Annotated in this window: 16 protein-coding genes; 5 read left to right on the top strand and 11 right to left on the bottom strand. The window is 62.7% G+C overall.

The features are described from left to right. Positions 1-4: 4 nt before the first annotated feature. Together AB4N80_RS18170 and AB4N80_RS18165 are read left to right on the top strand one after the other, a co-directional pair. Complete coding sequence (locus AB4N80_RS18170; RefSeq protein ID WP_460078132.1) at positions 5-1036, top strand: HlyD family secretion protein; 1032 nt, start codon at positions 5-7, stop codon at positions 1034-1036. 328 nt (positions 1037-1364) lie between these two features. Beyond that, positions 1365-2468, top strand: coding sequence for a sigma-54 interaction domain-containing protein (locus AB4N80_RS18165; protein WP_460078130.1), 1104 nt, complete (start codon positions 1365-1367; stop codon positions 2466-2468). A gap of 161 nt (positions 2469-2629) precedes the next feature. Here the strand turns inward: AB4N80_RS18165 and AB4N80_RS18160 are convergent, their stop codons facing one another. The 8 genes from AB4N80_RS18160 to msuE all read right to left on the bottom strand — a co-directional run bounded on the left by AB4N80_RS18160 (position 2630) and on the right by msuE (position 10579). Next, positions 2630-3424: an ABC transporter ATP-binding protein gene (locus tag AB4N80_RS18160; protein WP_122565583.1), complete on the bottom strand. Its 795-nt coding sequence runs from the start codon at positions 3422-3424 to the stop codon at positions 2630-2632. A 56-nt stretch (positions 3425-3480) separates the two neighbouring features. Further along, positions 3481-4806 carry an ABC transporter substrate-binding protein gene (locus AB4N80_RS18155; protein WP_122565584.1) on the bottom strand — a complete coding sequence of 442 codons (1326 nt, stop codon included), beginning with the start codon at positions 4804-4806 and terminating at the stop codon, positions 3481-3483. 72 nt (positions 4807-4878) lie between these two features. After that, entirely contained in the window at positions 4879-5946 is a 1068-nt protein-coding gene (locus tag AB4N80_RS18150; RefSeq protein ID WP_122565585.1) for a branched-chain amino acid ABC transporter permease, read from the bottom strand. 11 nt (positions 5947-5957) lie between these two features. Further along, on the bottom strand, positions 5958-6839 hold the full coding sequence (locus AB4N80_RS18145; RefSeq protein WP_460078128.1) for a branched-chain amino acid ABC transporter permease: 882 nt from the start codon (positions 6837-6839) through the stop codon (positions 5958-5960). 67 nt (positions 6840-6906) lie between these two features. Then, positions 6907-7689 (bottom strand): ABC transporter ATP-binding protein, encoded by a 783-nt coding sequence (locus AB4N80_RS18140; protein WP_122565587.1) that lies wholly within the window; start codon positions 7687-7689, stop codon positions 6907-6909. A 14-nt stretch (positions 7690-7703) separates the two neighbouring features. Further along, positions 7704-8864, bottom strand: a complete 1161-nt coding sequence (locus AB4N80_RS18135; protein WP_122565588.1) for an AMP-binding protein — start codon at positions 8862-8864, stop codon at positions 7704-7706. Between the two features lie 14 nt (positions 8865-8878). Next, on the bottom strand, positions 8879-9976 hold the full coding sequence (gene sfnG, locus AB4N80_RS18130; protein ID WP_122565589.1) for a dimethylsulfone monooxygenase SfnG: 1098 nt from the start codon (positions 9974-9976) through the stop codon (positions 8879-8881). A gap of 39 nt (positions 9977-10015) precedes the next feature. Then, positions 10016-10579 carry an FMN reductase gene (msuE, locus tag AB4N80_RS18125; RefSeq protein ID WP_122565590.1) on the bottom strand — a complete coding sequence of 188 codons (564 nt, stop codon included), beginning with the start codon at positions 10577-10579 and terminating at the stop codon, positions 10016-10018. Positions 10580-10955: 376 nt separating this feature from the next. Here msuE and AB4N80_RS18120 point away from each other — a divergent pair, with 376 nt between their 5' ends. After that, positions 10956-12200 (top strand): acyl-CoA dehydrogenase family protein, encoded by a 1245-nt coding sequence (locus tag AB4N80_RS18120; protein WP_122565591.1) that lies wholly within the window; start codon positions 10956-10958, stop codon positions 12198-12200. Between the two features lie 316 nt (positions 12201-12516). Here the strand turns inward: AB4N80_RS18120 and AB4N80_RS18115 are convergent, their stop codons facing one another. The 3 genes from AB4N80_RS18115 to AB4N80_RS18105 all read right to left on the bottom strand — a co-directional run bounded on the left by AB4N80_RS18115 (position 12517) and on the right by AB4N80_RS18105 (position 16617). Continuing rightward, complete coding sequence (locus AB4N80_RS18115; protein ID WP_354337039.1) at positions 12517-14097, bottom strand: aldehyde dehydrogenase (NADP(+)); 1581 nt, start codon at positions 14095-14097, stop codon at positions 12517-12519. A gap of 12 nt (positions 14098-14109) precedes the next feature. Continuing rightward, positions 14110-15102, bottom strand: a complete 993-nt coding sequence (gene araD1, locus AB4N80_RS18110; RefSeq protein WP_354337040.1) for an AraD1 family protein — start codon at positions 15100-15102, stop codon at positions 14110-14112. Positions 15103-15294: 192 nt separating this feature from the next. Beyond that, the gene (locus tag AB4N80_RS18105) at positions 15295-16617 is read right to left on the bottom strand and encodes an MFS transporter (RefSeq protein ID WP_122565596.1); all 1323 of its coding nucleotides are present in this window, start codon (positions 16615-16617) and stop codon (positions 15295-15297) included. Between the two features lie 193 nt (positions 16618-16810). Here AB4N80_RS18105 and AB4N80_RS18100 point away from each other — a divergent pair, with 193 nt between their 5' ends. After that, entirely contained in the window at positions 16811-18547 is a 1737-nt protein-coding gene (locus AB4N80_RS18100) for an IlvD/Edd family dehydratase (protein ID WP_122565597.1), read from the top strand. A gap of 251 nt (positions 18548-18798) precedes the next feature. Continuing rightward, entirely contained in the window at positions 18799-19518 is a 720-nt protein-coding gene (locus AB4N80_RS18095) for a FadR/GntR family transcriptional regulator (RefSeq protein ID WP_053119770.1), read from the top strand. Positions 19519-19614 lie beyond the last annotated feature (96 nt).

The raw sequence follows: 19614 nt of genomic DNA, 5'->3' as shown, positions 1-19614 counted from the left end.
CATCATGGCCTTACCGAAAAAAGCCCAAATCGTCAGTGTCGTACTGCTCGCCGTGGCAGTCGCTGGGGTGCTCTACCTCAATCGCCCCGAATCCAATGCCTCGACCCAGTCAACGGACGATGCTTATGTCCACGCCGACTTCACCGCGGTCGCGCCGAAAGTATCCGGTACGGTAGAGACGGTGTTGATCGAAGACAATCAGCGGGTCGAGAAAGGCGACCTGTTGGCGACACTTGACGACCGTGACTTCGTCGCCGCGGTGACCGCAGCCAAAGCCGAGGTCGCCAGTGCCCGGGCCAGCATCGCCAGCCTGCAAGCGCACCTGAGCCGACAGCAGACCGCCATTGCCCAGGCACAAGCGGCGGTGGCTGCGGATGAAGCGGCGCTCAAGCTGGCCAGTGCCAACCAGGCGCGGTATCGCAATCTGGCCAACGACGGCTCGGGCACCGTGCAAGCGCAACAACAGGCCGAGGCGCAATTGAGCATTCAGCTCGCGCGCCGCAACAGGAGCGAGGCGGGTCTACAGGCGGCCCGGCAGCAAGTGGATGTCCTCAAGGCCGATCTGGAAAAAGCCGGGGCCACCCTCACCCACGCCCAGGCCACGCAGGCCATCGAGGAACTGAAGCTGTCCTATACCCGCATCACGGCGCCGATAGCCGGCACGATCGGGCAGAAGTCCGTGCGCATCGGCGCGTTCGTGAATACCGGGGAACCCTTGCTCGCGATTGTGCCGCTCGAAGCCGTCTACATCACCGCCAACTTCCGGGAGACGCAACTGGCACGCGTCGCGATGGGCCAGGTCGTGGACATCACGGTCGATGCGTTGCCGGGCGAGTCGCTGGCCGGCACCGTGCAAAGCCTGGGGCCAGCCAGCGGCGTCAGCTACTCGGCCATTGCGCCGCACAACGCTACCGGTAACTTCACCAAGATCGTCCAGCGCTTGCCCGTGCGCATTCGCATCGACCCCGACCAGCCCGCGGCGGCGAAACTGCGCGTGGGGATGTCCGTTACCCCACATATCCGTACTGACGGATAAATACCTCAGGGCTTTTGTGACGAGCTGGGTTCTGTAGGAGCTGACGAGTGAAACGAGGCTGCGATCTTTCCCCAGACACTTGAATCGCAAGCGAAGATCAAAAGATCGCAGGCTTCGCCAGCTCCTACAGAACCCGACAGTGAATCCCCTCGTTACCGATTCGATGTGCAGGCTCAGTCCTAAGCAAATAACTTAAAGTTATTTATTATCATTTTTTTAGATCATCTAGATTAAGTCTTAAGCCCAATGGCTTCCCGCGGTGCTGCCATCAAGGAGCGTTGGCACTCCCCACCTTCAGTCACGGCAATCTCATTAACGGGCCACCGTCATGCAGCTTCTAACACTACCTCCCTCCCCCAGCCTGGCCACCTCGATTCGTGCCACTGCCCAGGTCTTCGAAGACCCCACTTCCCGCGCCTTGCTGGCTCATCTGCAACAAGTGGCGCCCAGTGAGGCCAGCGTGTTGATCATCGGCCAGACCGGTACCGGCAAGGAGCTGGTGGCGCGCCATGTCCACAACCTCAGCGCCCGTCGCCACAAGCCATTCGTTGCGGTCAACTGCGGAGCGTTTTCCGAGACTCTGGTGGAAGCCGAGCTGTTCGGCCATGAAAAAGGCGCCTTTACCGGCGCGTTGACGGCCAAGGCCGGTTGGTTCGAGGAAGCGGACGGCGGCACCCTGTTTCTCGATGAAATCGGTGATTTGCCGTTGCCGATCCAGGTCAAGTTGCTCCGGGTGTTGCAGGAACGCGAAGTGGTCCGGCTGGGGTCGCGCAAGAGCATCAAGATCGACGTGCGTGTGTTGGCGGCCACCAACGTACAGCTGGAAAAAGCCATCAATGCCGGGCACTTTCGCGAAGACCTCTATTACCGCCTGAACGTGGTCAGCCTGGCGCTCAAGCCGCTGCGCGAACGTCCCGGCGACATCCTGCCGTTGATACACCACTTCATTGCGCAGTACAGCCACAGGCTCGGTCACGGCGAGGTGACGCTGGACACCCAGGCGCAACGCAAGTTGCTCGATTACTCCTGGCCGGGGAATATCCGCGAGCTGGAAAACGTCATTCATCACACGCTGCTGATTTGCCGCAACAAAGTGATTGGCGCGCAGGACCTGCACCTGTCGAACCTCCGTATCGAACGCCAGGACAACCCACCGGAGGCGGCCCCTCAAAGCGCAGAGGCACTCTTGCACAAAGCCTTTGAGAAACTGCTCGAGCAGGAGCATGGCGATGTGTATGAAAAGGTCGAGGCCGAGTTGCTGCGCACCGCCTACCGATACGCCAATTGCAATCAGGTCCATACCGCCAGCCTGCTGGGCCTGAGTCGCAACGTCACCCGCACATTGCTGATCAGGATTGGCGAGCTGGTGGTCAATCGACGCCGCCCGGCACTGGACACGCGGGATGGCCAGGTGGTCAACCTGTCGACCTGAGTCCCCCGTGGCGAGGGAGCTTGCTCCCGCTGGGGTGCGAAGCGCCCCCAATCAAGCAGATGACATCCACCTGATACAACGTGGTGACTGGCTTTGGGGCTGCTGCGCAGCCCAGCGGGAGCAAGCTCCCTCGCCACAAAAGCGATTCGGCGAGGGCTCTTTTATGGGGAGCGCTGTGCTTCCATCCCAGCCGCTTGCTGGTCCCGTGTCCGCGCACCCAAGTAGAAATCCTGGAGATCACCACGGGCCGCCAGTTGTTCGGCGCTGCCTTCACTGACCACACGACCGCTTTCCAACACATAGCCATAATGGGCGTAGCGCAGGGCGATGTTGATGTTCTGTTCGGCGATCAGGAAACTGACGCCATCGTTCTGATTGAGTTGGCGGATGATCTCGAAGATTTCCTCGACAATCTGCGGCGCCAGGCCCATCGAAGGTTCGTCCAGCAACACCAGTTGCGGCCTGGCCATCAGCGCGCGGCCTATCGCGATCATCTGTTGCTCACCGCCCGAGGTGTAGCCGGCCAGGCTTTTGCGCCGCAATTTCAGGCGAGGGAAATGGCCATAGACCAACTCCAGGTCGGCCAGCAACTGGCGCCGCGGCACTTGTCGCGCCAAGGCGCCGGCCAGAAGATTTTCCTCCACGGTCAACTGGGCAAAGCAATGCCGACCTTCCAGCACTTGTACCAGGCCGTTCGCCGCCAAGGTGTGAGGCGCGCTGTGGGTCACCTCGCGCCCCTGGTAGACAATCCGCCCCCGCACCACGTCGCCCCGTTCGGCGCGCACCAGGTTGGAAGCCGCCTTCAGTGTGGTGCTTTTGCCCGCGCCGTTGGCGCCCAGCAGCACCACGACCTGCCCTTTCGCCACCTTCAGCGACACGCTGCGCACGGCCAGGATGGTCTGTTCGTAGAGGACTTCAATGTCGTCGATCTGCAGGATCGGCACGTTCGTCGCCATACTGTTTCGCCTTTTCAGATAGCGACCGGACGCGTGCGCCCGGTCGCCGCGATGCCTCAGGATTCCTTGCTGCAATCACGCGGGGTAATGCCTTTTTCCCGGGCGTATTGGTGCGAAGACGCTTCGATGATCGGCCGCAACAGGGCGCGGTCGGCCTGCACCCAGTCACTGATCAGCTTCCACTGGGTCCCGTCCCATTGCTGGAAGCGCACCGCGCCGCCGCCTTCATGGTCCGAGCACGACAACTGCAACGGCTGCACCAGGCCCAACGCCCCGAGTTCCTTGAGTCGCGCGTCGTCGAGCTTGAGGTTTTCGAAGCCCCAGCGCACCTGCTCGCCGGTCAGGGGTTGCTTGCCGAATTTCTGCTGAGCAATGCGCAGCGCTTCTACGTTGAGAATGCCGTTGACCACGCCGAGGTTGTAATACACGGTGCCGAACCGCTTGGGATCGGCCAGGTCGCCCTTACCGGCGTCGACCACTTGCTGCTTGATGCCCTGCAGCACCGGAAAGTCAGTGCCCGAAGGGTGCGTGGTGATGGCGATGAAACCCTTGGCCGCGGCACCGGCCGGCGCGGCATCATCTTCGGAGTTGCTCCAGATATTGCCGATGATGTGGTCGGCCGGGAAACCGACTTTCTGCGCGGTTTTCAGCGCCACCGGGTTCATCACGCCCCAACCGCGCAGGATCACCCAATCGGGTTTTTCCCGACGGATATTCAGCCATTGCGATTGTTGCTCGTTGCCCGGGTGCGGCACCTCCAGCAAGGTCAGCGCAAAGCCATACTTGTCGGCCAGGGTTTGCAGGACCTCGTTGGTTTCCTTGCCGTAGGGCGAGCCGTGATACAGGGTGACGATCTTCAAGCCCTTGAGCTTGTCCAACCCGCCGGCGCGCTGACCGATGTAGTTGATGATCGCCGAGACCTCGGAATACGGGTTCAACTGCAACGGGAAAACGTAGGGGAATACGCTGCCATCGGTGGAATCCGTACGCCCATGGTTGATGGTGATCAGCGGCAGTTTGTCGGCCGTCGAACGCTCCAGGGTGGCGTAGGCGATGCCCACCGACAGCGGGTTGGTGGCCGCCGCCGGCGCGCCGTTCAAGCCTTTCTTCAGGCGTTCGTAGCACTCGACACCTTTCTCGACCACGTATTCGGTTTCGCACTCGCTCCAGGTCAGCTTGACGCCGTTCACCCCGCCGTTGGCGTTGACGTACTTGAGGTAGTCGATGAAGCCGCCGAAGAAACCAGTGCCGCCGGCCGCATAAGGGCCGACGCGATAGCTTTGCAGCGGGAAGTATTGTTCGTTGTCCGCCTGGACGGTGAAGGCCGCGGCGGTGAGGCTCAGGGCCAGTGCCAGGCTGCTGGCGAATGATCGTTTGAACATCGGATTTTCCTTGTTATGAAGCCATGGATAAGCCAACAAAATGGAACTGCAAACCCGCGCTGTGCGCATCGCTCAGTAGCGCAACGGCCACAGCCGTGCGCGCTGGCGAAATCTCTGCCAGAGGCGCGCAAGGCCCTCTGGCTCCTTGATCAGGAACAGGATGATCAGGGCGCCGAATATCATCTTCTGCAGGTTCTCCACCTGGCCGGCGTCCACCAGCCCGCCGGGCAGCAGCGACACCAGGTTCGAAAGCAACACCGGAAACAGCACGATGAAAGCCGCGCCGAGGAAGTTGCCCAGCAGGCTGCCGAGGCCGCCGATAATGATGATGAACAGGATCTGGAACGACCGATTCAGGTCGAAACCATGGGGTTCCACCGTCCCCAGGTAAGCGAAGGCCCAGAGCGCGCCGGCCACCCCGAGGAAAAAGCCGCTGATGGCAAACGCCAGCAGCTTGGTTTTCGCCAACGCAATGCCGATGACCGCGGCGGCGGTGTCCATGTCGCGCACCGCCATCCAGTTGCGCCCCAACTCGCTGCGCACCAGGTTCTTGCCCAGCCAGAACAGCGCCACTACCACGCTCAGGGTCAGCAGATAGCGGCCGGCCGGCGCGTCGAGATTCACCCCGAACACATCCAGGCGCGGCGCGCTGATCACGCCCGAGGCGCTGTTGTTGGAAAACCAACTGAACCGGGTCAGCGCCCAGGTCACGAAGAACTGTGCCGCGAGGGTCGAGACCAGCAGATAGAAACCTTTGATGCGCAGGCTCGGCAGGCCGAACAGCACCGCCACCAGCGCCGCCGCCAACCCGCCCAGGGCGATGCTGAACAACAACGGCAAGCCGGTAACCCGTATTTCAAGGTTGTAGGTGGCGAAGGCTCCCACCGCCATGAACGCCGCTGAACCAAGGGACAGCTGCCCGGCATAACCGGTGAGCAAATTGAGCCCCAACCCGGCCAGGGACAGCACCAAAAACGGAATCAGAATCGCACTGAACCAGTAGTCGTTACCCAACCAGGGCACCCCGACGAAGGCAAACAGCAACAACGCGGCCAGTCCGTGACGGTCTTGGCGCAGGGCGAAGACCCGGCGGTCCTGGGCATAACGGGTGTTGAACTGGCCTGCTTCTCGATAAAACATGATGCGCTCCCCTAAACCCGTTCGATGGCCCGTTCGCCAAACAACCCCGCCGGACGCACCAGCAGAAACAGCAGCGCCAGCACGTAGGGAAACCAGTTCTCGATGCCACTACCGATGAAGGGCCCGAGGTAAACCTCCGCCAGCTTCTCCGAAGCACCGATAATCAGGCCGCCGACAATCGCCCCGCTGATGGAGGTGAAGCCGCCGATGATCAACACCGGCAAGGCCTTGAGCACCACCAGCGAGAGCGAGAACTGCACCCCGAGGCGAGCGCCCCAGAGCAGGCCGGCGACCAACCCGACAAACCCCGCCACCGCCCACACCACCACCCAGACCCGCTGCAAACGAATGCCCACGGCCAGCGCCGCCAGTGGGTCATCGGCCACCGCCCGCAACGACAATCCGAGCCGGGTCTTGTTGAACAACCAGGACAACAGCAGCACCAGGAACGCCGCAGTCAATGCGGCAAAAATGTCGAACTGCGACAACAACATCCCGCCCAGTTCCAGCGGTTCATCACTGATACCCAGTTCCAGGCCATGCACCTGGGCGCCCCACAGTGCCTGGGCGAAGCCTTCAATGACGTAGGACAGCCCGAGGGTGGCCATGAACAGCGTGATTGGCGAACGGTTGACCAAGGGCCGCAGCACCACCCGCTCCACCGCCACGGCGATCAGCACCATGGCCGCCAGGCTGATGACGAACGCCAGCCAGAACGGCACACCGCGCTCCAGCAGGCTGACGAAGGTCAGCGCCGAGAACAGCACCATCGCGCCCTGGGCGAAATTGAACACCCCGGAGGCCTTGTAGATCAGCACGAAACCGATGGCCACCAAGGCGTACATCACCCCCGCCAACAATCCGCCAATCAATACTTCAAAGAAAAAATCCATCGTCGCTCCTATTCGGCGGGCGCAACTTGCCTGCCCTCCCTGACGGGAAGGCGTCGAATATCCGGTGTCAGTGGCGAGTGCCCAGGTAGGCCGAAATGACCTCAGGGTTCTGCCGTACGTCTTCAGGCGAGCCGTCGCCGATCTTGCGACCGTAATCGAGCACCACCACGTGGTCGCTGATGTCCATGACCACGCCGATATCGTGCTCGATCAACACCACCGTCGTGCCCAGCTCACGGTTGATGTCGACGATGAAGCGACTCATCTGCTGCTTCTCGTCGGCGTTCATCCCGGCCATGGGCTCGTCCAGCAGCAACAGCCGGGGCTCCGCCGCCAGCGCGCGGGCCAGCTCCACCCGTTTCTGCAAACCATAGGGCAGCGTGCCCACCAGGACGTCGCGCCAAGGCTGCAAATGCAGGAACGCAATGACCCGTTCGGCCGCTTCGCGCTGGCTGTCATCCTCGGCCCGGGCGCGACCGATGCGCAGCGCCTGCTCGATCCAGGTGCTGCGGCGCTTGAGGTTGCGTCCGGTAAGCACGTTGTCGAGCACGCTCATGCCCTTGAACAGCGCGATGTTCTGGAATGTCCGGGCAATGCCACGGACCGCCACGTCGTGGGGGCGCATCCGGCGCCGCTCCTGTCGATCAAAACGGATGTGCCCATCCTGGGCCTGGTACACGCCACTGATGACATTGAGCAGCGAACTCTTGCCGGCGCCGTTGGGGCCGATCAAGGCGCAGATCTCACCGGTGGCGACGCGAAAGCTGATGTCCGTGACCGCTTTGACGCCTTTGAATGACAGCGAAATATGCTCCAGCTCCAGCAAATGCGTGACGGCCGTCTCGGTCATGGGGGCATCTCCTCTCAGGCCAGTTGCGACTGGAGTCCGCTCCAGTCATCGGTGGTGTGCTGCACCAGGTTCGACGGTGCTTCCCAGTGGGCCGCGTCCTCCCACTGGCGAACCCTGATACCCAATACCTGGAAAAAGGCCTGGGTTTCGGGCGGCAAAGCATCGCCCACCAGCAACGGCGCACGAGTCCGGGAAAAGCCCAGCACGTCGCGCAAAGGCCGGCGAACCAGGCAGTCCCCCAGATGCCGTTGCAGCGGCCCCGCTTGCGTTGCCAACGCCCAGTCCACCAGCCGGCGCGGCCAACTGCCCGACTCCGGCAAACGCTCCAACGCATAACGGTACAAGCGCTCGTAGGTTTCCCGCGTCCCGGCCACCAATGTCGGGCCCAGCTCGCGCCGGTCGCGATCACGGGTCGCCAGGTTCTCAGGGAAGTTCAGCCGAAAACCGGCCATCAACCAAGGCGCCAGCAGGTAGCGAGCTTGCCCGCCCGAAGCGAACGCCCGTGCGGCCAATGCCTCTTCGTGCCGGTCCAGGCCTTCACGCGTCACCAACCGCTGGCCCTCCTGCAACAGCTCGGCGTGGCTGACGCGTTGCTCCTCAATCGCCTGACCGGCCCCGCGATAAAAGACAAAGGCCGTTTGCAGCACTCGCCCTTGCGGCGCCAGGCCATCGATTGGCCGCTCGGCAACCAGCGTGGCGTAATCCAGCGCTTGCGCAAATGGCGCCGAATCCGACAGGCCACGCTTGTCGAGGTAGACCCACACTCCCACGGCCACCCGCGCCGCATGCAGACGCCGCATTTCTTCCACGCCTTCGACCAGGACGAAACCCGGTTGCAGCGTGGCGAGCCGTTGCACCTGTTCGGCCGCTGCGTCCAGCGGGTCGAACAGGCTCGCCACGCCCCCCAGCCACTGCGCAGCCAATGCGGCAAGCAGCGCCTGCGGCCTGGGTCGGCTGATGATCGTCAGGGTCGCGCCCGCCGCAAAACCACGGGTTTGCAGGGCACTCGCCAAACGACGCACCTCGTCCGCCACATGCGCCCAGGTTCGCTCCTGCCAGACACCCAGGTGCTTATGGCGCAGCGCGACGTCCATGCCGTGCCGATGCGCCTGGCGCTGCAACCACTGGGGCAAGCTGGCCGGGACCGCGTCGAGTGTTTCGGTGAACGTGCCCATGCTGCCTCCCGCGCTTAAGCGACCGCCGCCGTTTTGGCTGCCACTTTGCGTTGCTCCAGCTCACGCACCAGCGGCAGGACCTTGCGGCCGAAATACTCGACTTCTTCCTGGAAGTGCAGGAAACCGGCGAGTATCAAATCCACACCCACGGCCTTGAGGGCGACGATGCGTTCGGCGATCTGCTGCGGTGTGCCGATCAGGTTGGTCTTGAAGCCATCGTTGTATTGCACCAGGTCCTCGAAGCTGGACTTGGCCCAGTTGCCCTCGCCTTCCGGGCTGGACTTGCCGGCCTGCTTCGCCGCATCGCCAAAGGCATTGACGGCCTCGGGATCGGCCTGGTCGATGATCTGGGCGAGGACCGCACGGGCCTCTTCTTCGGTGTCGCGGGCAATGACAAAGGCGTTCACGCCAACCTTGACCTTGTGGTGGTTGGCCGCGGCTTTCGCCTGGAGGTCATCGATCTGCGCCTTGACGCCCTCCACGGTATTGCCATTGGTGAAGTACCAGTCCGATACCCGAGCAGCCATGTCCCGAGCCGCACGTGAGCTGCCACCCTGGAAGATTTCCGGGTGCTGTTGCAGTGGTTTTGGCTTGAGGGTGTAGTCGTGGAAGCGGTAGAAGTCACCGCGCAAGGTGAAGTTGTCGGTGGTCCAGATGCCCTTGAGCGCAGTGATGAATTCTTCGGAACGGCGATAGCGCTCATCGTGCTCCAGCCACGGCTCGCCAATGGCCGTGAATTCGCCCTTGAACCAGCCCGACACGATGTTGACCGCCACACGGCCGCCGGTCAGGTGATCGATGGTCGCGATCTGCTTGGCCAACACCGACGGCGTCCACGGCCCCGGCAACACCGCGGCGATGACTTTCAGGCGCGTGGTGGCGGCCAACAAGGCATGACTGAACGCCACGGACTCATGCTGGTATTCGGCGCCGTAACCGGCGGTAAAACGCACTTGGGACAGGGCGTAGTCGAAGCCGGCCGCCTCAGCGATCTGGGCCAGCTTGCGGTTGTAGTCGATGCCCCAGTCGGTGCGTTGTTCGATTTTGCTGACCACCAGCCCGCCACTGACGTTGGGCACCCAGTAGGCAAATTTGATCGTGTCCTGGCTCATTGCATGTACTCCACGGCTCGTTTTGAAAGGAAAAATGGATCAGGCGGCATTGGCGTTGCGCTGGGCATTCGGGTCCAGGCTCAACAACGCCGACTCGACGGCGCGCTCGATGCGCTCCAGCACCTGCGCATTGGAGATTCGGTACTGGCTGAAATCGGTTTCGCTGGCATAGACCCCCACCGGCAGGCTCAAGGCCTGGAAGAAACCGAACAGGGGCCGCAACTGGTGATCGATGATCAAGGCATGGCGATCCGAGCCCCCTGTCGCGGCCAACAGCACCGGTACATTCTTGAGGGCTTCGTGATGAACGAAATCGAACAGGTGCTTGAACAGGCCGGTGTACGACGCTCGGTACACCGGACTGGCGGCGATCAGCAGATCGGCCGATTCAACGGCATGCAGATCCTCCTGCACGGCAGCCGGCAACGCCTCGCGACGCAACACCCCGGCGAACTGTGGACCGACCTTGGCCAGTTCGATCAAGCGCACCTCGATCGGCAATTGCTGCCCGAGCCGGTCCACCAACGCCTGGAGCAGTGCCAGGGTGCGTGACGGGTACTGCACGCTGCCTGACACCGCCACCACTTTGAATTGCTTGCTCATCGTTTACCCCATGCCTGGAGACGCCACCTCAGCGTCTGCATGAGGTGTAGAGCAGCAACCGTGCCAGTTGAATATCACCTTAATAATCAATGGATTACATGAATCATCGAACCACTGCACTGTCGCCTGACGGGCAAGCTGTTGGTCCGCTGTTGCCTGGCGAACACCTGGCCTGCCGATGCCCGTCGCGGCAACTGTTGCCCGGCACACAGTTGCGCAACAGATTGTCCGCAGCCAGCACAGCCTTTCATCGATGAATGCCCTAAAGACCCCGCATTTACGGGCGTCGGGCCCCGGGCATGGACTGTGCAATGGCCTTGGGCACCGGCAGGTTTTCACCCTGCCCGCCTACTCGCCATCCAGAAGGAACATCAACATGACCGCACAGCAACAACACCTGCCGCCGATCCTTTCCACGGGCGCCGACTATGAACCCTTGGCCGAACGCTTCCGGCCGATCTTTGCGCGCATCCAGGCCGGCGCCCTGGCGCGTGAGCAGACGCGCAGCCTGCCCTTTGAACAGGTGAAATGGCTGAAGGAAGCCGGCTTTGGCGCCATCCGCGTACCGGTCGAATATGGCGGCGCCGGGGCCTCGTTGCCGCAGCTGTTGCAATTGCTGATCGAACTGGCCGAAGCCGATTCCAACCTGCCCCAGGCCTTGCGCGGGCACTTTGCATTTGTCGAAGACCGCCTCAACGCCCACGCCAGCAGCCCACAGGACACCTGGTTCAAGCGCTTTGTCGAGGGTGAGCTGGTGGGCAACGCCTGGACGGAAGTCGGCACGGTGAAAATCGGCGAGGTCATTACTCGGGTTTCCCGCCTGGGGGATCAATGGGTCGTCAATGGCACCAAGTACTACAGCACCGGCAGTATTTTCGCCGACTGGATCGACGTGTATGCCCAGCGCGACGACAACGGCGCCGACGTGATTGCCGCCGTCCGCGTGCACCAGCCGGGCGTCAAGCAAAACGATGACTGGGACGGCTTCGGCCAACGCACCACTGGCAGTGGGACGTCGCTGTTCGAGAATGCGTTGGTCGAGGTGGAAAACCTCATCGACTTCTCCACCCGCTTCAAATACCAGACCGCGTTTTATCAATTGGTGTTGCTGGCCGTGTTGACCGGCGCCGGCCGCGCTGCGGTCCACGACATCACCGAGCAAGTGCGCAAACGCACGCGGGTCTTCAGCACCGGCAATGCCAGCGAAGTGAGCCAGGACGTGCAGGTGCAACAAGTGGTCGGCAGGGCATCGGCCCAGGTCTACGCCGCCGAAGCCACCGCCCTGCGAGCCGCGAGCGCCTCCCAACGCGCCTATGAAAGCCGCTTCAGCCAGAACGCCGAGACCGAACACACCGCCAACATCGCCGCCGAGCTGGAGTCGGCCCAGGCCCAGGTGGTCATCTCCGACTTGGTATTACGTGCCACCAGCGACCTGTTCAATGCCCTCGGTGCTTCAGCCACCAGCACCAGCAGGGCTCTCGACCGCCACTGGCGCAATGCCCGCACCGCGGCCTCGCACAATCCGTTGATCTACAAGGAGCGCATTATTGGTGATTGGGAAATCAACGGGACGGAACCGCCTTATGTCTGGCAGATTGGCGGGGGGTCGAAGCAGCTGTGAGACGGCTACTGGCGGTTCCGCTTTTACAGCGGCTCACTTCTGAAAAGCCGGAATGCCGGCCCAGGAAAAAGTAAGCAAATCGCTTTTGCCCCACCACTCGGCACCTTGCTTAGGCTCGGTGTGCCTGCTCGCGAAGACGGCGTCCCAGTCGAGGAAAATGTTGGATGGGCCCGCCTCTTCGCGAGCAGGCTCGCCCCCACAGCGGTTCTGTGTTGAACACGAATTTTGTGTCCACTGAAGATCAAAATGTGGGAGCGAGCTTGCTCGCGATGAGGCCGACACATTCAACTTGAATGCAACGGCCTCCCCGCAACCCTCAGAGCGCCTCGCGCCCCGGCACCCCATCCACCAACCGCAGGATCCCCAGCGGGTTGGCATTCTTCAGCGGCTCGGGCAACAGGCTGTCGGGGTAGTTCTGGAAGCACACCGGGCGCAGGAAACGATCGATCGCCAATGTGCCCACCGACGTACCACGGGCATCGGACGTCGCCGGGTAAGGCCCGCCGTGCACCATCGAATCACACACCTCCACCCCGGTCGGATAACCGTTGAGCAGGATGCGGCCAACTTTCTGTTCCAGCAGCGGCGTCAGTTCGCTGAAGCGTTCGAAGTCCGCCGGCTCGCCGATCATCGTGGCCGTCAGTTGGCCGTGCAGGCCGTTCAGCGCGGCGGTCAGTTGCGCCTGGTCGGCGACTTCGACAAACACCGTGGTCGGGCCGAACACTTCTTCTTGCAGCGCCTCATCACCGTTGATCAACAGACTGGCGTCGGCCTTGAACAACTGCGGCTGGGCCTGGCTGCCCTGCTGCTCGCGCCCGGCCAGGCGTTCGATGCCCGAGTGCGCCAGAAGTTTCTGCAGACCCTTGTCGTAGCTTTGCAGCGTGCCGGCGTTGAGCATGGTCTGGGGCGCCTGGTCGCCGATCAGCGCAGCCACTTGCTGGGTGAAAGCAGTGAACTGCGGCGAGCGAATACCGATCACCAGGCCCGGGTTGGTACAGAACTGACCGCAGCCCTGCACCACCGAAGCGGTCAGGTCGCGAGCGATGCTCTCGGCGCGGGTCTCCAGCGCCTGCGGCAATACGATCACCGGGTTGATGCTCGACATTTCGGCGAACACCGGGATCGGCTGCGGCCGTGCGGCCGCCATGTCGCACAGGGCACGCCCGCCCTTGAGGGAACCGGTGAAACCCACGGCCTGGATCGCAGGATGCTTGACCAGCCATTCGCCGACGCCACCACCGTAGATCATGTTGAACACACCGACCGGCATCGCGGTTTTTTCAGCCGCGCGGATGATTGCATCGGCCACGTGCTCGGCGGTCGCCATATGGCCGCTGTGGGCCTTGAACACCACTGGGCAACCGGCGGCCAGGGCCGACGCGGTGTCGCCACCGGCCGTGGAAAACGCCAGAGGAAAGTTACTGGCGCCGAACACCGCCACTGGCCCCAGGCCGATGCGGTACTGACGCAGGTCTGGACGCGGCAACGGCGTGCGCTCAGGCAATGCCCGGTCGATGCGCGCGCCGTAGAAATCACCGCGACGCAGGACCTTGGCGAACAGGCGCATCTGGCCGCTGGTGCGACCGCGCTCGCCCTGGATCCGTGCCGCTGGCAACGCGGTTTCACGGCAGACCACGGCCACGAAATCATCGCCCAAGGCATCCAATTCATCGGCAATGGCCTCGAGGAATTCGGCCCGGCGCACCGCGCTCAGGCTGCGATAGGCTGGATAAGCCGCTGCGGCGGCCTTGGCGGCGGCGTCGACTTCTTCGGCCGTGGCCTGGATGAATTCATGGGGCAAGGCCTCGCCGGTGCTGGCGTCGACGCTTTGCAGGCGAGTCTGGCCGGCCGCGCTGCGCGCCCCGCCGATGTAGTTGTGGCCAAGGATCTGGGTCATCGCAAGTCTCCTTTAAAGTGTGCCGATAGTACCTGGGTTGAACACTGCGTCCACCGGGGCAATGCCGTTGACCAGCGGTGCACCGAATTCAGCCTGGCTGATTTCGAACACATCCCCCGGCTGCGTGCGGATGCCATCGGCGAACGACAAGGTCGCGGTGCCGAAGAAGTGAACGTGGACGTCCCCCGGGCGCAGGAACTGACTGTACTTGAAGTGGTGGAATTCCAGGTTTTCGAGGCTGTGGCACATGTTCGCCTCGCCACTGAGGAACTCGTTCTGCCACAGCACTTCGCCGTTGCGCAGAATACGACTGGTCCCGGACAGATGTTGAGGCAGTTCACCCACGCGAAGTTCCGGACCAAAACTGCAACTGCGCAATTTCGAATGGGCCAGGTACAGGTAATTCTTGCGTTCCATCACGTGGTCGGAAAACTCGTTGCCCACGGCAAAGCCCAGGCGATAGGGCTTGCCGTCGTGGCCGATGACATACAGGCCGCTGATTTCCGGCTCTTCGCCGGCGTCTTCGGCAAAGGGTGGCAGCGGGAACGGATGGCCCGGGCGGACCACAATGCTGCCGTCGCCCTTGTAGAACCATTCCGGTTGCACGCCGGCCTGCCCGGCCTGGGGTTTCCCGCCCTCCACGCCCCACTTGAAGATGCGCATGGTGTCGGTCATGGTCGCTTCGTCGCCGGCCTGCTGGTGCATCTTGTCCCGAGCCGAGGCGCTGCCCAGGTGGGTCAGGCCAGTGCCGCTGACCAATAGGTGCGCCGGGTCCGGGTGATCCAGCGGCGGCAGGATGCGCAGCTCACCGAGCAACTGCGCATAATCATGGCTCGCCCCCAGGCCCAGGCTGCCGACCTGCTGCTCAAGTTTCACACCCGCTTCGATGGCCGTCAGCGCCAGCTCGCGCACGGTGCCGGCGCCCTGTACTTCGCGAACCTGATCGCCCTCGACCACACCGACGCGGCGTTCGCCGTTACTCAATTCGAACTGAACTAAACGCATGGGTTTTCTCCCTGTAAACAAACATCAATAGGTGTGGTGAACATAAGGGCCCCTTCGCGAGCAAGCCCGCTCCCACATTGGATCTGCGCAATACACAGATCCTGTGACCACCACCAATCCAGTGTGGGAGCGGGCTTGCTCGCGAAAGCGTCAGCAGGCTCAACACTTAACCTCCTGGCAGCCCACTCCACATCAGGTACGCGTCGCCCCCCGGGCGCTGGCCGCGAACTGATCCGCCGGCAGCACATGCTTGCGCTCCAGCAACCGGTAAACCACGCCAGTCAACACCAGGCCAAAGACCATCACGCCCGACAGGAAATACAGCCCCGAGGCCAGGTTGCCGGTGTACTCCTTCAGCGCACCGATCACGAACGGGCCGATGTAGCCGCCCAGGTTGCCCACCGAGTTGATCAGCGCAATGCCCGCCGCCGCACTGGCGCCGGCAAAGAAACGTCCCGGCAAGGTCCAGAACACCGCCGTGCAGGAAAACAGCGCAAACGCCACCAGGCACAACGCCGCCAGTTGCAGCACCGGCACCGACAACCAGGCGCTGAGGAACAGGCCGATGGCGCCCAGCACGTACAACACGGCCAGGTGACCGTAGCGGTCGTTCAAACGGTCGGAACTGCGGGGAATGATCAGCAGGCCGACGATGCCGAAGATGTACGGCACCGACGACACGAAACCGGTCACCAGGTCGCTGCCGCCGAACTGCTTGATCAACGTTGGCAACCACAGACCCAGGCCATAGATGCTCAAGGTTACCGGCAGGTAGAACAGCGCCAGCAGCAAGACACGCTTGTCCTTGAGGGCGTGCAGCGGATTGCCGTGGCGGGTCTGGCCGTATTCCTGCAGGTCTTTTTTCAGCTCACCGGTGAGCCAGTCCTTCTCGGCCTGGTCCATCCATTTCACCTGTTGCGGGCCATCCGGCAGGTAACGTAGCACCGGCCAGGTCAACAGCACCGCCGGCAGGCCGATGACGATGAACAGCCACTGCCAGCCGTGCAGGCCAAGGATCCCGTCCATGCCCAGCAAGCCGCCGGACACGGGGCCAGTGATCATCATCGCGATAGGTTGGGAAAGTATGAAAAGACCGAGGATCTTGCCGCGATGGCGCACCGGGAACCACTGGGTGATGTAGTACAGCACGCCCGGGAAGAACCCGGCTTCGGCCGCCCCCAGCAAGAAGCGCATCACATAGAAACTGTGAGGTCCCTGCACGAAGGCCATGCCGATGGTGATGGCGCCCCAGGTGATCATGATCCGGGCAAACCAGCGCCGGGCACCGAAGCGCTCCAACATCAGGTTGCTGGGGATCTCCAGCAGGAAATAACCAATGAAAAACAGCCCGGCACCCAGACCGTAGGCGGCGTCGCCGATGCCGAGGTCGGCGCCCATGTGCAGCTTGGCGAAGCCCACTGCAGAGCGGTCCACGTAGGCGATCAGGTACAGCAGGATCAGGAAGGGAATCAGTTTCAGCGTGATGCGACGAATAAGCCGCAATTCCTGGCTCATGGGACCGGTCTCCGATTGTTGTTGTTATGGAACCTCGGGGGATTTCTCTCGCGAATGACCGCCAGGACAACCCCTCCGTTGAATCGGACTATATAGTAATACTATTTACCCAACAACACTTCCAAACCGCACAAATTGCGCTTATGTTACGCTTCAGCTAGAACAATATAGTCATACAATAAGAGAATCGATCATGTCTGATAAGAAACCCTCCCTGCGCTCGGCCCAATGGTTTGGCACCGCCGACAAAAACGGCTTCATGTACCGCAGCTGGATGAAAAATCAGGGCATCGCCGACCATCAGTTCCACGGCAAGCCGATCATCGGCATCTGCAACACCTGGTCGGAGCTGACGCCGTGCAACGCGCACTTCCGGCAGATCGCCGAGCACGTCAAGCGCGGTGTGATCGAAGCCGGGGGCTTCCCCGTGGAATTCCCGGTGTTCTCCAACGGCGAATCGAACCTGCGTCCCACCGCCATGCTGACCCGCAACCTGGCGAGCATGGACGTGGAAGAGGCGATTCGCGGCAACCCGATTGACGGCGTCGTGCTGCTCACCGGTTGCGACAAGACCACCCCGGCGTTGCTGATGGGCGCCGCCAGTTGCGACGTCCCGGCCATCGTCGTCACCGGCGGGCCGATGCTCAACGGCAAGCATAAGGGCCAGGACATTGGCTCGGGCACCGTAGTCTGGCAATTGAGCGAACAGGTCAAGGCCGGCACGATCACCATCGACGATTTCCTCGCGGCCGAGGGCGGCATGTCCCGCTCGGCCGGTACCTGCAACACCATGGGCACAGCCTCGACCATGGCCTGCATGGCCGAAGCCCTCGGCACCTCCCTGCCCCACAACGCGGCGATTCCGGCCGTGGATGCGCGACGTTATGTGCTGGCCCACATGTCCGGCATGCGCGCCGTGGAAATGGTCCGTGAAGACCTGAAACTGTCGAAGATCCTGACCAAGGAAGCCTTCGAAAACGCCATCCGCGTCAACGCGGCCATCGGCGGCTCGACCAACGCGGTGATCCACCTCAAGGCCATTGCCGGACGCATCGGCGTGCAGCTGGACCTGGACGACTGGACCCGCATCGGTCGCGGCATGCCGACCATCGTCGACCTGCAGCCGTCCGGGCGCTTCCTGATGGAAGAGTTCTACTACGCCGGCGGCCTGCCCGCCGTGCTGCGGCGTCTGGGCGAAGCCAACCTGATTCCCCATCCGAACGCCTTGACCGTCAACGGCAAGAGCCTCGGCGAAAACACCAAGGACGCACCGATCTACGGCCAGGACGAAGTCATCCGCACCCTGAACAACCCGATCCGCGCCGACGGCGGTATCTGCGTGCTGCGCGGCAACCTGGCGCCACTGGGCGCGGTACTCAAGCCGTCCGCCGCCACCGCCGAGCTGATGCAGCATCGCGGTCGCGCGGTGGTGTTCGAGAACTTCGACGAGTACAAGGCACGGATCAACGACCCGGAACTGGACGTAGACGCCAGCTCGATCCTGGTGATGAAGAACTGCGGGCCGAAGGGTTATCCGGGCATGGCCGAAGTCGGCAACATGGGCTTGCCGGCCAAGCTGCTGGCCCAGGGCGTGACGGACATGGTGCGGATTTCCGACGCACGCATGAGCGGCACCGCCTACGGCACGGTGGTGCTGCACGTGGCACCGGAAGCCGCCGCCGGCGGCCCCCTGGCGGCAGTGAAGGAAGGCGACTGGATCGAACTCGATTGCGCCAGCGGGCGTCTGCATCTGGACATCCCGGACGCTGAACTCGCCGCGCGCCTGGCCGACCTCGTGCCACCGCAGCAACTGCTCGTGGGGGGCTATCGCCAGCTGTACATCGACCACGTCCTGCAAGCGGACCAGGGCTGTGATTTCGACTTCCTGGTCGGCTGCCGCGGCGCCGAGGTGCCACGCCACTCCCACTGACCCCATCCATCCCCTTGTGGCATCCCCCTGTGGGATGCAAGCTTTTGTGGGAGCTGAGCTTGCTCGCGATTGCGGTGTACCAGACAACAGAGATATTGACTGGAAGGGCCTCATCGCGAGCAAGCTCAGCTCCCACATAAGCTCCTACAATGGGGTCTGCATCCACCTCAAAAAATCGCATTAGCGACCCGCCATCGCCGCGCCTGCTATCATGCGCAACATTCCCCTCGCACAGGATCGCGCCGCGTCCCATGGATTACCGCAAACCCTCCGACCGCAAAAGCATGCACGCGCGCATCGTCCAGGAACTGGGCATGCAGATCGTCTCCGGGCGTTTCAAACCTGACGATAAACTGCCCGCCGAAGCCTTGTTGTGCGAAGAGTATGCGGTCAGCCGCCCGGTGCTGCGCGAAGCCACGCGGGTGCTGGTCGCCAAGGGCCTGGTGTATTCGCGTCCGCGCGTGGGCACGGTGGTCAAGGCCCGGCGGGAATGGCACATGCTCGACCCGGATGTGCTGCATTGGCTGATGCAGAGCAGCCCGCAGAATGAATTCTTCAACCTGCTGACCAGTGTGCGCAGCATCATCGAGCCAGCCGCCGCCGCCCTCGCCGCCCAGTTCGCCGACGAAGCCGACATCGCCGCCATCCGTGAAGCCTACCAACGCATGGAGGCAGCCCCGACCCCCGAGGCCGTGCTGCAACCGGACCTGGACTTCCACAGCCGCATCGCCGACGCCACCCACAACGACCTGCTCGCCAACCTCTGCAACATGTTGTCGGTGGCCATCGCCGAAGCGCTCAAGCACTCCAACCAGCGGCCCAACCTGCATGAGCTGGCGATGCCGCGACACAAGGCGATCCTCACCGCCATCGAGAACCGCGACGCCCTCGGCGCCCGCCATGCCACGCTGGTGCAGCTGGACGATGCCCGCAGCGCGCTGAATGTGGTGCTGGGCAGCGATCCCGCCTGACATCCCCCGAACTCCAGCGCGACCTGCCATACCCCGCCCGCAACGGGGTGGTATGTATATACCACCCACCCGGAACAGCGAAGTCGATACTTTTCT

The sequence above is a fragment of the Pseudomonas sp. H3_A02 genome (assembly GCF_054671965.1).
This window is presented reverse-complemented; position numbering and strand designations above follow the sequence as displayed.